Origin of the sequence: Paenibacillus naphthalenovorans (genome assembly GCF_001465255.1) — a bacterium.
Classification (GTDB): domain Bacteria; phylum Bacillota; class Bacilli; order Paenibacillales; family NBRC-103111; genus Paenibacillus_G; species Paenibacillus_G naphthalenovorans.
Genome location: NZ_CP013652.1, coordinates 2427033 through 2439935, shown reverse-complemented (window position 1 = coordinate 2439935; position 12903 = coordinate 2427033). Strand labels below are relative to the sequence as shown.

Annotated in this window: 15 protein-coding genes; 12 read left to right on the top strand and 3 right to left on the bottom strand. The window is 48.5% G+C overall.

All coding sequences use genetic code 11. The features are described from left to right. Positions 1 to 10 precede the first annotated feature (10 nt). Genes IJ22_RS12195 through IJ22_RS12185 form a run of 3 tightly spaced genes read left to right on the top strand, consistent with a single transcriptional unit; the run spans position 11 to position 2380 of the window. Positions 11 to 793: a metal ABC transporter ATP-binding protein gene (locus IJ22_RS12195; protein ID WP_054818825.1), complete on the top strand. Its 783-nt coding sequence runs from the start codon at positions 11 to 13 to the stop codon at positions 791 to 793. 50 nt (positions 794 to 843) lie between these two features. After that, positions 844 to 1647: a metal ABC transporter permease gene (locus IJ22_RS12190; RefSeq protein WP_062408999.1), complete on the top strand. Its 804-nt coding sequence runs from the start codon at positions 844 to 846 to the stop codon at positions 1645 to 1647. Positions 1648 to 1672: 25 nt separating this feature from the next. Further along, positions 1673 to 2380 carry a cytochrome c biogenesis CcdA family protein gene (locus tag IJ22_RS12185; RefSeq protein WP_062408998.1) on the top strand — a complete coding sequence of 236 codons (708 nt, stop codon included), beginning with the start codon at positions 1673 to 1675 and terminating at the stop codon, positions 2378 to 2380. Positions 2381 to 2386: 6 nt separating this feature from the next. On the opposite strand, the gene splB is transcribed toward IJ22_RS12185, so the two are convergent. Beyond that, positions 2387 to 3445 carry a spore photoproduct lyase gene (splB, locus tag IJ22_RS12180; RefSeq protein ID WP_062408997.1) on the bottom strand — a complete coding sequence of 353 codons (1059 nt, stop codon included), beginning with the start codon at positions 3443 to 3445 and terminating at the stop codon, positions 2387 to 2389. 216 nt (positions 3446 to 3661) lie between these two features. Here splB and mntR point away from each other — a divergent pair, with 216 nt between their 5' ends. Both mntR and IJ22_RS12170 read left to right on the top strand, forming a co-directional pair. Beyond that, a complete protein-coding gene (mntR, locus tag IJ22_RS12175) occupies positions 3662 to 4084 on the top strand; it encodes a transcriptional regulator MntR (RefSeq protein WP_054818827.1) in 423 nt (140 codons plus the stop codon). Positions 4085 to 4194: 110 nt separating this feature from the next. After that, positions 4195 to 5202, top strand: a complete 1008-nt coding sequence (locus IJ22_RS12170; protein WP_062408996.1) for a patatin-like phospholipase family protein — start codon at positions 4195 to 4197, stop codon at positions 5200 to 5202. A 47-nt stretch (positions 5203 to 5249) separates the two neighbouring features. On the opposite strand, the gene IJ22_RS12165 is transcribed toward IJ22_RS12170, so the two are convergent. Beyond that, positions 5250 to 5531, bottom strand: coding sequence for a hypothetical protein (locus IJ22_RS12165; RefSeq protein ID WP_062408995.1), 282 nt, complete (start codon positions 5529 to 5531; stop codon positions 5250 to 5252). 38 nt (positions 5532 to 5569) lie between these two features. Continuing rightward, a complete protein-coding gene (locus IJ22_RS12160) occupies positions 5570 to 6499 on the bottom strand; it encodes a DUF1385 domain-containing protein (RefSeq protein WP_062408994.1) in 930 nt (309 codons plus the stop codon). Positions 6500 to 6663: 164 nt separating this feature from the next. Between IJ22_RS12160 and IJ22_RS12155 the strand changes: the two genes are divergently transcribed. The 7 genes from IJ22_RS12155 (at position 6664) to IJ22_RS12125 (ending at position 12861) form a co-directional block, all read left to right on the top strand. Beyond that, positions 6664 to 7176, top strand: coding sequence for a YqhR family membrane protein (locus tag IJ22_RS12155; RefSeq protein WP_062408993.1), 513 nt, complete (start codon positions 6664 to 6666; stop codon positions 7174 to 7176). Positions 7177 to 7283: 107 nt separating this feature from the next. Continuing rightward, positions 7284 to 7730, top strand: a complete 447-nt coding sequence (gene aroQ, locus IJ22_RS12150) for a type II 3-dehydroquinate dehydratase (protein ID WP_054818829.1) — start codon at positions 7284 to 7286, stop codon at positions 7728 to 7730. A 3-nt stretch (positions 7731 to 7733) separates the two neighbouring features. Then, on the top strand, positions 7734 to 8807 hold the full coding sequence (locus tag IJ22_RS12145; protein ID WP_062408992.1) for a M24 family metallopeptidase: 1074 nt from the start codon (positions 7734 to 7736) through the stop codon (positions 8805 to 8807). A gap of 99 nt (positions 8808 to 8906) precedes the next feature. Beyond that, a complete protein-coding gene (gene efp / locus IJ22_RS12140) occupies positions 8907 to 9464 on the top strand; it encodes an elongation factor P (RefSeq protein WP_054818830.1) in 558 nt (185 codons plus the stop codon). Between the two features lie 407 nt (positions 9465 to 9871). After that, a complete protein-coding gene (locus IJ22_RS12135; protein WP_054818831.1) occupies positions 9872 to 10525 on the top strand; it encodes a response regulator transcription factor in 654 nt (217 codons plus the stop codon). Beyond that, complete coding sequence (locus IJ22_RS12130) at positions 10522 to 11919, top strand: sensor histidine kinase (RefSeq protein ID WP_062408991.1); 1398 nt, start codon at positions 10522 to 10524, stop codon at positions 11917 to 11919. The genes IJ22_RS12135 and IJ22_RS12130 overlap by 4 nt, the downstream gene beginning before the upstream one ends. 81 nt (positions 11920 to 12000) lie before the next feature. Further along, on the top strand, positions 12001 to 12861 hold the full coding sequence (locus IJ22_RS12125) for a hypothetical protein (RefSeq protein ID WP_062408990.1): 861 nt from the start codon (positions 12001 to 12003) through the stop codon (positions 12859 to 12861). Positions 12862 to 12903: the final 42 nt, after the last annotated feature.

Genomic DNA, 12903 nt, shown 5'->3' with positions numbered 1-12903 from the left:
GAGCTTTGCTATGCTGAACAATGCTCAATCCGGATGTCATCAGGAGATCGTTACGATCGATGACGTCTTTTTTTCTTATGAAAATAAAACGGTGATTCAAAACCTGAGTTATTCGATTCTCGAGCGTGATTTTGTCGGCCTGATCGGCGCTAACGGAGCCGGCAAAACGACGCTGCTCAAAATGATCGTCGGCCTGCTGAAGCCCACCTCCGGCGAGATTCGCTTGTTCGGCCAGTCGATCAAGGATTTCCGGGATTGGGAACGGATCGGGTATGTACCGCAGAAGAATGCGCTTAACCCGCTGTTTCCGGCAACCGTCCGGGAGGTGGTCACCTCCGGCCTGTTCGGAAAGAAAAACATGTTCCGGAGGCTGACGAAGCAGCAGCGGAATAAATGCGACGATGCGCTGTATGCGATGCGGATCGAGGATCTGGCTGACCGTCGGATCGGTCAATTGTCCGGAGGCCAGCAGCAGCGGGTATTTCTCGCCAGGGCGCTCGTGAATAATCCGGAGCTGCTCATTTTGGACGAGCCTACTGTGGGAATCGACGCGGAGACGCAAGCCGGGTTTTTCCGTATGATCCGTCATATGCACCAGCATCATCATATTACATTTATTATGGTTTCACATGATATGGATATGATGAAATCGTATCTCGGGAGCGAGCCGGCCCAGAAGAACGGCGGATTGTCTTTCTATGTCAAGCACACGCATGAGCCGGAGAATTGCAGGGAAACGGATCTGACCCACTCTATGCAGCAGCTCAGAGAAACGATGGAAGTACTGACATAAGCATTGCGGCGCGGCGGCAGGTTTGGTTCAGAAGATAGGAGAGAAAAGGGTTGGATATATTTACGGAATATTTTTTTCAGCGGGCGCTGCTTGGCGGCCTGCTGATCGGATTGACGGCTCCGCTTATGGGGGTATTTCTGGTGCTTCGCCGTCTGTCTATGATCGGGGATACGCTCGCTCACGTGTCCATTGCCGGAGTGGCCCTCGGGTTCTTGATCAACGTGTACCCGATTGGAGTAGGGCTGTTATTTGCGCTGCTTGCTTCTTTTGCTATCGAATGGCTGCGCAAGGCCTACAAAACGTACGCGGAGCTGTCGATTGCCATTATCATGTCGGGAGGTATAGCTCTCGCTACGTTTCTTTTTACGATAGGCAAAGGCTTTAACATTAACGTCATGAGCTACTTTTTCGGCAGCATCTATACGTTGGACAGCACCGATTTGTGGGTGGTCGGCTGCGTAGCTGTTCTTGTCGCGGCGTTTGTGCTGATCAACTATAAAGAAATGTTTCTGCTGTTCTTCGACGAGGATGCGGCGGGAGTCAGCGGTCTGCCGCTGCGCTTCTATAACATCATGATCACGATGCTGACGGCGCTGGTGATCAGCGTCTCGATCAAGATTGTCGGCGCGCTGCTGGTATCCTCTTTGCTGACCATTCCGGTCGCATGCAGCCTGTTTGTCGCACGAAGCTTCAAGCACTCGATCTTCTGGTCGATTTTATTCGCGGAGACGGCGGTTCTGATCGGCTTGGCATCGGCGGGCATCTGGGATTTGGCTCCCGGGGCTACGGTCGTGCTTGTATTGATTTTCATGCTGATCTGCATTTTGTTTGTCAAAAGAGGATTAAGGTCTTAGTACCGTAAAGGGGTGAGAATGACCTGTGGAATTGAATATCTGGATTGCGCTTTGGGCAGGTTTTTTATCCTTTATTTCACCATGCAGTCTGCCTTTGTATCCTTCTTATTTGTCCTACATTACAGGTGTCTCGGTCAATCAGTTAAAAAGCGATCAAACGACGCGTGAAATTCGGTTTAAAATGGTTACCCATACGTTAAGCTTTATCGTCGGCTTTTCGATCGTGTTTTACAGCTTGGGACTCGGCGCGAGCGCCATTGCCAATTTGTTTATCGATTACCGCGATTTGATGCGGCAGCTGTCCGCTATTTTTATTTTTGCCATGGGTTTGTTTATGCTGGGTATCTTTCAGCCGCAGTGGCTGCTGAGGGAGCATAAGATGAAGGTAAGAACCAAGCCGGCAAGCTATATCGGGTCGCTTTTGATCGGTATCGGCTTTGCCGCAGGCTGGTCCCCGTGCATTGGTCCGATTCTGTCCTCGATCCTCATGCTGGCGGCAACAGAGCCTGATTCCTGGCTTCCGCTTATTACCGCCTATTCGCTGGGGTTTGCCATTCCGTTTTTTATCCTGGCATTTTTTATCGGCTCGACCCGTTGGATTTTGCGCTATTCCTCCACCTTGATGAAAGTGGGCGGGGGGCTGATGATTTTCATCGGGATTCTGCTTTATACCGACCAAATGACAAGGATTACGATTTGGCTGCAGCAAATTACCCCCGCCTGGATGGGCTGAGTTCTTTTAGGTAAAGTAATCGATATTCGCCTGCGGAAAATGGGTGAAGATTTGCTCGGTAATGTATGCTCTGAGCGCATCCGCTTTTTCGTCAGGATATACGTATTTTCCTTGTCCCCAGCGCCCCCATTTATATTTTCGCTTCTCTTCGTCCATCTCCAGCTTGGTCCTGGGATAACGGCGCTGGATGACTTTTTTGGCGGTTTTGGTAAACCGGTGCTGGATCAATTCAAAGGTCAAATCAGAGGTCGCTTCCGGCGGAAGGGTTTCTTTTAATTTGCGTAAAAGCTCGCCGTAGCCTTCCTCCCACCCGTCGTGCCAAATGATCGGGGCGATGATAAAGCCAAGCGGATACCCTGCTTTAGCCACCTTGCCCGCAGCTGTGATCCGATCCTGGAAGCTCGAGGTACCCGGTTCAAAATGCTTGATGACATAATCAGCGTTTACACTGAACCGAAAACGGGTGTGACCGTTATGCCTGGCGTCAAGCAGCGGCTCGACATGATGAAACTTGGTGACGAAACGAAGCCGGCCGAGCGGTTCCTTCGCCATAAATTCGATGACTTCCTTCAAGGATCCGCTGATATGCTCCAGACCTACAGGATCTGAAGTACATGCGGCTTCAAACCGGGTAATCTCCGGCGCCCGTTCATCGATATACCGCTTGGCTTGATTTAAAATATCATCCATATTGACATAAACGCGAATATAAGGCTTGGCTCCCAGGGTGGTTTGTAAATAGCAGTAATGACAATGCGCCATACAGCCGGTCGCAATGGGGATGGCATATTCCGCGGACGGCTTTGACGTATCGAATGTCAATGTTTTGCGGATCCCGACGACCAGCGTTCTTTTGGCGATCCGGTATTTCTCCAGTTCGCCTTCGCCTGGCAGGTTCGTAATCCGGTTGTGCGAAGTAGTCATATGAATAGGCAAGCCTTCTTTCTTGGCCCATTCAAGGATTTTTTGCCCTTTGGGATATTCCAATGCATCCGGCTCAAAGTAAACGAGCTCGGGAATAAACAATTGCGTTCCCCGAACGGGCGGAGACAGCACGGTTGCCATGGTTTACCTCCTTCAAAATGATCTTGGGCTTGCTTCACTATGGCTGCTGTGATATAGTAAAGAACGCTTATAATGACCTTAGGGTACCCTTCCCGCCAGTTCTCACACATGGGAAATGACGAGTGAGTCGGACATTCTAAGGGACTTGCCTTGTGAAAAAGAAACAGTGTATCATTAAAATAAACGAGATTGTCTTGGAGTACAGGAGGAACGTCAATGGCCACACCGAGCATGGAAGATTATTTGGAAAAAATATATAAATTAATTGATGAGAAAGGCTATGCTCGCGTATCCGACATTGCCGAGGGGCTGGAGGTTCACCCTTCTTCAGTAACCAAGATGATTCAGAAGCTGGATAAAGATAATTATCTGATTTATGAGAAATACCGCGGTCTGGTACTGACATCCAAAGGACAGAGAGTCGGCAAGCGGCTGGTAGACAGACATCATCTTTTGGAAGAGTTTTTGACGCTGATCGGCGTTTCCGATGAGCATATTTATAAAGATGTAGAAGGTATTGAGCATCATCTCAGCTGGGAATCCATCACCTGCATCGAGACGCTGCTGGAATATTTTAAACGGGATGCCTCCCGGGCCGAGGATTTAATGCGGCTCAAAAGAGAATTGGAAGAGGCGTAAGAAAAGCTCCGACATAATGTCGGGGCTTATTTTATTGGACGCCCGCATATGTACAATCTGTACTCTCATACATACTCTGTGAGACTGTTTGCGGGAAGAGGGGATGCGGGGTGAGAATCAATGCCGTATTCGAAGGCGGGGGAGTAAAAGGTATTGCTCTGGCCGGTGCGGTAGCCGGTGTGGAGGAGCTGGGTCACCAATTTTATCAGGTGGCGGGAACGTCGTCAGGTGCCATCGTCGCTTCTTTGGTAGCGGCCGGATATAAGGCTGAGGAGTTGCGGGAAGTGATCGAGGCTACACCATTCCGCTTTTTTTTGAAGCGGTCGGCCATTTTCGATACCAAATTCATTGGTCCCTTGTCCAGATTGTTTATAAAAAAAGGGCTGTTTTCCGGTGAATCGCTTGAGCATTGGATCTACGGGCTGCTGCTGGCTAAAGGCATTCGAACGTTCGGGGATTTGAAACACAATCAACTGCGGATTATTGCTTCTGACATTTCCAGCCGCAGGCTGCTTGTTCTGCCGGATGATATTGCCCAATACGGGGTGGATCCGAAACGTTTTCTGGTGGCTAAAGCCGTCCGGATGAGCACGAGCATCCCTTATTTTTTCGATCCTGTCATCATACGTAAAGCGGCCAACCGAAAGATGCGCTTCGATAAAAACTTTGCGGATCAATTCGTTTACATAGTGGATGGAGGGCTGCTTAGCAACTTTCCGCTTTGGCTGTTTGATTCAGAGGAGGAGCCGTCTTTGGATCAGATGATCCCTACCCTCGGATTTCAGCTTGTAGGCCGCGGTTCGGGTAAGCCGAATGAAATTTACGGTCCGCTTAGTATGATGCGCGCGCTTTTCTCGACGATGCTGGATGCCCGTGACGAACGGTATATTCAAAAGCATAACCGTTTCCGTACGGTTAAAATCCCGACGCTGGGTGTAAGCAATACCGACTTCGATATTACTCCCGAGCAAAGCTTGGAGCTGTTCGAATCCGGCCTGCAAGCAACGCGCGCTTTCTTCGGCAAGTGGAAGCTTACGGACTACAAGCAGAACTATGTGACCCACGTATGCCGGATGATGCGGCAAAATAAAGATGCTGATCCGAGAGCCCGCGCATAAAAAACAGCAGGTTCAAATGACCTGCTGCAGGGTAACGACTCTGTATTTTAGTGGTATTTGGGCGGTTCGTCGGAACTGTCCTTGCTGCCGTTGATCACCCGGAAGGTGGCGTTTCTGCGCTTGGTTTTACTGCTGCTGAACCGGGGCGGACTGAACGATTTCGATCTGCTGCGCCAGCGGCTAGGCGGGTATTTGTACAGCAAGAAGATGCTCCCGAAGACCAGAAGCGGGATGATCAGGGTACCCGGTCTGGTTAGAACGGTGAACAAAATGCCGATGGCGACCAACGCGAAGATGACATAGGCTATCGTGCTGTTGCGGTGTCTCATTCCAAACCCTCCTTTTGTTGATGGAACTGTAAAAGCGTTTAACCCTGCATTTGCTTATCGAGTTCCCTCATGCGGTTGAATGAAGCGATCGATACCTCCACTTGCGAATCATCGGGTTCTTTGGTCGTAAGAAGCTGCAGCCAAAGTCCGGGATAACCGAGGTACCTCAGTACGGGAACATCGCGCAAGCTGTTAGTGAAACGCAGAACCTCATAGGAGACGCCAATAACCACGGGAATCAGAACGATCCGCTGAATGATCCGCTCAACGAACGAATCATATTGAAAGAACGAGTAAATCACCACGCCGACAATCACTGTAAAAACGATAAAGCTGCTGCCGCAGCGGTAATGCAGCGTGCTGAACTTTTGTACGTTTCTTACCGTTAATTCTACACCGGCTTCGTAAGCGCTGATTACTTTATGCTCGGCCCCGTGGTATTGGAACAGGCGTTTGATCATGGGAGTCAGGGAAATGAAATAAATATAAGCTATCAATAAAATGATTTTGATCAGGCCTTCAATCAGATTGTGACCGATTTGATTCTCGAACATCTTACCGAACAAAAGCTGTTCGATCGCCGTTGGAACAAGCGTGAAAACAAATTTGCCGAATAAAAAGGAAAGAATGCCTATGAACGCGACGCCAAGAATCATTGTCATTTTGCTGGCGAACGTTTCCTTCTTTTCTTCCTTTGTGCCGCTGTCTTCTTCCGCAAACATTTCAGCAGAGAAATTCAAATGCTGAGAGCCTTTTGCGCTTGCCTCGATGATTCCTACAATGCCCCGGATGAAAGGGATTTTCTTGAGCGTCTGGACCCAGCCGATTTCTTTTTTGGGAACTTCTAGAAAATGAATGGTGTTATCTTTACGGCGTACTGCCGTTACATGAACCTTTTGACCTGCAAACATGACGCCTTCAATGACGGCTTGGCCGCCGTAAACCGCATTCTGCTGCTTTTCCGACAAAACGATGCACCTTCTTCTGATTTGAATAAGTTAGGAATGGTGTAGGAACAGGAATCCTTCAGCTTTATTGTAACGAATCGGATCGGATAATGCTACTTGTTTATCCATGGGACTTTTGAACATACTAAGGATTATTCGGAATGTACAACGGGAGGCTCAGCGGAATGCATGCGAACGATAATGAAACGAAACCCGTAACCAATAAGTGGTTTTTTTCGCTGTACATCGGTTTTTTTGCAGGATTGTTCTGGGGCGGCTTGAAAATCGTCCAGCACTATTTTCACTTTACCTCGCTGTCTCCGGCTTTTTTGATCGAGCCCTTCTACAGGCATTCCTACCTTATGACATGGCAGGGCACTCTTCTGGGGTGGGGGGCTTATATCCTTTTCTCTATAGCCGCGGCCATACTGTATACGCTGCTGCTTGCCAAAGCGAAGGGTCCCTGGTATGGTCTGGGCTACGGCCTCGTATGGTGGGCTGTCCTGTATTTGTTCATTGGACCACTCACCAGTATGATGGACCGGATCACCTTACTGGGTTGGAATACGATTTTGACCGATTGCAGCTTGTTTTTACTGTGGGGCTTGTTCATTGGGTATTCCATCAGCTTTGAATTTACAGATGAGCGGATACGTGAACCGTTCGACAATAAACGTAATCAGCCGACACCCCATTAACGGTTATTTATCACATTAACGCGGGGATTGATGAAAGTTCTCAAACCGGAGAAAAGTATGGTAAAATAGATAGGTATGTGCTGTTTGATCGGTTGGGGGGAAATCGGATGAAACAAATACTGTTATTGAACGGGCCCAATTTGAATATGCTCGGTATTCGGGAACCGGGTGTTTACGGTGCGCTGTCGCTTCAATCGATAACGGACCGGCTGTCCAAGCTGGCGGAAGAGCTTGGAGTAGGGCTTGAAGCGTTCCAGTCCAATCATGAAGGCGAACTGATTGATCGTATTCACGCGGCTTACGGGACAAAGGACGGTATCCTGTTCAACCCGGGTGCCTTTACGCATTACAGCTATGCCATCCGCGATGCCGTAAGTGCTGTCAATATACCGGTGGTTGAAGTACATATTTCCAACATTCATAAAAGGGAATCGTTCCGTCATGTTTCCGTGATCGCTCCGGTAGCGATCGGTCAAATTGCAGGGTTCGGCGCGTACGGTTATGAATTGGGTCTCAACGCATTGGTCCAATATATTGAACGTTCGGAGGGATAGCGGATGCAGGAGGAACGGATTCTGCGGCTTCGCAGTCTGATGCAGGAGCAAGGGCTTCAGGCGCTGCTCATTACGAATGCAACCAATCGCATGTACATGACAGGGTTTACCGGATCGTCAGGCTACGTGTTGATCACGGAAGACCGGGCTATTCTGCTTACGGATTTCCGCTACATGACTCAGGCGCCCCAGCAGGCGGTCGGCTACGAGGTTATTGAGCATGCGCCTAAAGCTATGGAGACGGTCAAAGAGCTTCTGGCTCATGCGGGCCTGACCAAGCTCGGCTTCGAGCAAAACGACATGACCTACGGTGTGTATCAGGCTTGTGCCGGGATTCTTGGCGGCGTAGAGCTCATTCCGACGGACTCCGTCGTTGAAACTCTTCGGATGGTGAAGGACGAAGGCGAGCTTGCGGTCATGCAGGAAGCGGCAGAATTGGCCGATCGGACGTTTGAGTACATCCTCGGTATACTGAAGCCAGGCATGAAGGAGCTCGATATTGCGCTTGAAATCGAGATGTATGTTCGTGCCCATGGCGCTGCCTCGACATCCTTTGAAACGATCGTGGCCTCTGGCGAACGCTCCGCCCTGCCTCATGGCAAGGCCAGCAAAAAAGTCATTGGTACGAATGAATTCGTCAAGCTGGATTTTGGAGCCTACTATAAAGGCTACTGCTCCGATATTACTCGTACGGTCGTACTCGGCAAGCCTACGGACAAGCACAGGGAGATCTACAACATCGTGCTGGAAGCTCAGCTGGAGGCGCTGGACCGGATTCGCCCCGGCATGACCGGACGTGAGGCGGATGCTATCGCACGTGACGTGATCAAGCGCTACGGCTATGGCGATTTATTCGGTCACGGCACCGGACACGGCTTGGGTATGGAAATTCATGAGGCGCCGCGGCTCTCCATAACAGGAGATACGGTTCTTGCACCGGGAATGACCGTTACCGTGGAACCCGGTATCTATATACCTGGCTTTGGAGGCGTCCGCATTGAAGATGATATCGTCATTACAGACACAGGCAATCGTAGGTTAACACAATCAAGCAAAGACTTGATCGTGATTCCATAACTTTATTCATCTAGGTAGCGGCAAGCTGTTTGTGCCGCGGGGTTTTCCGCGTTTTCTTCGGGACTGCCGTCTGCTCACATTTTCAGGGAGGTATTTGTAGTGATTTCAGTTAACGATTTTAAAACAGGCTTGACCATCGAAGTAGACGGAGATTTGTTCACCGTTATTGACTTCCAGCACGTAAAACCGGGCAAAGGCGCTGCGTTCGTCCGTTCCAAGCTGAAAAACCTGCGTAACGGCAACATCGTTGAGCGCACTTTCCGTGCCGGCGAGAACGTCAGCCGCGCCCACATCGAGAACCGTCAAATGCAATACCTATATGCCAGCGGCAAAGAGCATACATTCATGGATACGGAAACGTTCGATCAAATCACCCTGGACGAGAAGCAAATCGAGTGGGAGCTGAACTTCCTCCGCGAGAACATGATGATCAATATCATGAGCTTCCAAGGCGAAATCCTCGGTATTAACCTGCCGAACAGCGTTGAGCTGAAAGTGGTTGAAACCGAACCGGGCATCAAAGGAAACACCGCAACCGGCGCGACCAAGAACGCCAAGGTCGAAACCGGCCTGAACGTACAGGTGCCGCTCTTCATCAACGAGGGCGACGTCCTCCTGATCGACACGCGTGAAGGCAAATACATTTCCCGCGCGTAAGATTCATTTAGGAGCTTAAAGCATAAGGTCCTTATCTCATTGGTCCATAGATGACTAGAGATAAGGATCTTTTTTTATTTTGTTGGGGGGCTGAGGGGTCACAGCCAACAACACGTAAAGTGTATCTCGGGCATTGACCCTTTTTCTCGTATTAACGCTTTCGTTGAATCAAGAAGCAATTGTATGGCTTGCTGTCTGCGTTCCTCCTGCTTCAATGGATTCACTCCTTGATTGGTTTAAGTTCAGAATGCTGGAGAAATCCTTCCTTTTCGATCGTCATAATAGAGTGAATGGACGCAAACCTATCCAACGGTAATATTGTTGTGGTGCCAATCGCCATGACCCGCTTTTACAACTCTATAACAAAACAATAATAATATGATTGCAGAAAAAGGAGGCGAGCCGTATTGGCGGCCATTTTAATTGTTGAGGATGAAATATCGATCAATGAACTGGTCAAAAGGAATTTGCAGCTTGTAGGGCATCACTGCACTTCTGTTTTTGATGGAAAAACGGCCATTTCTGAAATAGAACGCCATACCTATGATCTGATCATTTTAGATATCATGCTTCCTGAAATTGACGGGTTTGAAGTGTTTAAAAAAGTACACGAAACGCCCACGATTTTCTTAACGGTACGCAGCAGTTTATCCGATCGCATTAAGGGTTTTTCTATGGGGGCTGACGATTATTTGACCAAGCCCTTTGAAATGTTGGAACTATTGGCTCGCGTAGAAGCAGTGCTGCGGCGAACCCAAAAAAATAAAAGTTGCTTTGAAGCGGGGGCTGTGAGGATTGATTTTGACAGCCGCCAGGTATTCTATATGGGACAGCTTGTGGAATGCACCCCTAAAGAATTTGAATTGTTAGAGGTGCTGGTAAAAAACCGCAATATTGCATTGTCCAGAGAAAGACTTCTGGAGCTAGTGTGGGGCTATGATTATGAAGGCGATACCCGTACGATTGATGTTCACATCCAAAAGCTGCGTAAAAAATTGGGCTGGGAGAATATGATCAAAACGGTCTACAAGCTGGGCTACCGCCTGGAGGTAAACCAATGAAACACCGGACCTTTTTGACAACACTTGTCCTTTTTCTGTTATCTTTCAATCTTGGAATATTCATCATTTGTGTCACTACATTCAAAGATACGGTTCATCGTGCGGAAGAAAGAAGTTTGCGCGAACACTATTTTATCACCTCAGCGCTTACAAAGGATTTTCATGCTGTGGAAAGCCGCGGAATTGATATTAAGAGCTCTTTAGATTCTCTGCTCCAGCCATACCGTTATCTGTCCGGGGATAAAAAGGTTTATCTGGCGCTTTACAAGGGCCATCAGCTTGTCTATTCCAATCGGCAGGAAATCGTATTGCAGAGCCGTTTCATGGAGCCGCCGGAGGACGGAAACCGACTGGCTTCTATACAAAAATCAGATGACAGCACCTATGTCATTGTTTCGGGAAAGCTTCCTGCGCCGTATGAGGTCTATACTATGGTTTATCTTTACGATGCGTCGGATGCCATCACCGCATGGGAACAAATGAAAAACATGCTGTTTTTCGCGGGGTTGATTCTTTCCGGTTTGCATGCTTCAGGTCTTCTTTTCATTCTGAATCGAATATTCAAGCCCTTGTTGCAGATTTCTCAAACCTCCCGCAAGATCGCGGCCGGCGCATACGAAACCAGGCTTCCGGTATCCGGTCATGATGAGCTTTCCGAAATGGCTCAAAGCTTCAATCATATGGCGGAGGAAATCCAGCGTCAAATGACGGAGCTGATCACCGCCGCAGAAAAAAAGCAACAGTTTATTGATAATTTTGCCCATGAGCTCCGTACACCCTTGACCGCAATCTACGGATATGCGGAATATATGCAAAAGGCGGCCCTGACGGAGGATGACAGGCTATCCGCGATCAGCTATATTATGTCGGAAAGCCGGCGATTGCAGATCATGGCCAATCAATTACTCGAACTGGCAAATCTTAAGAATGATCAGATCGCCTGGGAAGCGCAAAACGTATCCGCTCTTTTTCAATCGGTCAAGCAGACACTGCATAATAAGCTTACGGAAAAAGAAATACAAATGGAATTTCTTTGTGAAATGGATGTTCTTTGGGGAGATGCCTGCTTGCTGGAAAGTCTGTTTATCAATCTAATCGACAATGCGATAAAGGCGTGCGGTACGGGCGGACATATTATCGTGCGTGCCGTCGTGGAAGCCGGAAAGAAAACGGTTTACATCCAGGATAACGGTAAAGGGATGACCTCCGAAGTACTACGGCATATTACCGAGCCCTTTTACCGCGCGGAGAATTCACGAAACCGCAGGGACGGCGGCACCGGATTAGGCCTTGCTATCTGTAAACAGATTGTTCTGCGTCATGGCGCGGAACTGGAGTTTACGAGCCAACTTGGCGAAGGAACGACAGCAAAAATCATTTTTACAACTTCATAATAACTTGATGATGATTCGATAATCCGGCCATTTTACACTGCTTAATGTGATCACAAACATAACGATGAAGGAGTGATTCAAATGAAAAGCTTGAAAAAAACCATATTCGCATCCGCAGTGATCATTGGGGCCAACACCTTATTGTTCCAGGGATTTACACAGGCAGTAACGGTATCGGAGTTCAAACAAACCCATGTGATCCCTACAAAATATGCGAATGCTGCAGCCGGTCCGTTCCAAGCGGCACCAAACAGCTTGCCGGATGGCTACAAAAAAGCCAATTATACGGTGGGAGCCATTGACCTTGAAAACTACCGCAACCAAACGCCAACCAGCAAGGATTTAACAAAAGAAGAAGCAGCGGAGATTGGCGCCCAGGCCCTTTGGGAGGTATTTGACCTGAACTTAGAGGGCCAAGCCATTGAAATGGGCTATCAACAGGCAAACGAAGGCCTTCCCCGTTCGAGATGGTATGCGGATGTGCTGATCAACGGCGAGCGCAATTATTATTTCTCCGTAGACTCTGTAACAGGAGAATTATTTACCATAGGCCGCAGCAGAACGCTGGATGAAAAGGTTTCAGTAGCCTTTGATTCGGCCCTTGCTAAAAATCCGCAGGAATATGTTGAGCTGGCAAAAAAACTGGCGGAAAAATATAACGTTGTTCATAGCGCTGTGAAGTCGGTTGAATACAACGGCCAGGGCTACAGCAACAATGATCCGACGATTTCAATGGATATCACGGGCGAAAATGGGGAAATGGCTTTAATAACTTTTTCCCGGTATGATAAAGCGCTGCTCGGCATCAGTTATAATACGGAATATAAGTCCGCACTGGAATTCAATCAAGAGCTCATCAAGCAGGTGCAGGACAAGATCGAAGAGCTTGGAAAGTCAGCTCTTCCTGAAAACGAAGCACCCACTCTGAGGGTTTTGAAGTAATGTTTTGAATAAATAAAGGAAAAGTATTGGCATGGTCCCCGG

Excerpts from the sequence above, each read along its gene's own strand:
- aroQ (WP_054818829.1), top strand. The coding sequence starts at position 7,284 with ATGAAACAAATACTGTTATTGAACGGGCCCAATTTGAATATGCTCGGT.
- IJ22_RS12165 (WP_062408995.1), bottom strand. The coding sequence starts at position 5,531 with ATGAGACACCGCAACAGCACGATAGCCTATGTCATCTTCGCGTTGGTC.
- IJ22_RS12155 (WP_062408993.1), top strand. The coding sequence starts at position 6,664 with ATGCATGCGAACGATAATGAAACGAAACCCGTAACCAATAAGTGGTTT.
- IJ22_RS12195 (WP_054818825.1), top strand. The coding sequence starts at position 11 with ATGCTGAACAATGCTCAATCCGGATGTCATCAGGAGATCGTTACGATC.
- mntR (WP_054818827.1), top strand. The coding sequence starts at position 3,662 with ATGGCCACACCGAGCATGGAAGATTATTTGGAAAAAATATATAAATTA.
- IJ22_RS12145 (WP_062408992.1), top strand. The coding sequence starts at position 7,734 with ATGCAGGAGGAACGGATTCTGCGGCTTCGCAGTCTGATGCAGGAGCAA.
- IJ22_RS12130 (WP_062408991.1), top strand. The coding sequence starts at position 10,522 with ATGAAACACCGGACCTTTTTGACAACACTTGTCCTTTTTCTGTTATCT.
- splB (WP_062408997.1), bottom strand. The coding sequence starts at position 3,445 with ATGGCAACCGTGCTGTCTCCGCCCGTTCGGGGAACGCAATTGTTTATT.
- IJ22_RS12125 (WP_062408990.1), top strand. The coding sequence starts at position 12,001 with ATGAAAAGCTTGAAAAAAACCATATTCGCATCCGCAGTGATCATTGGG.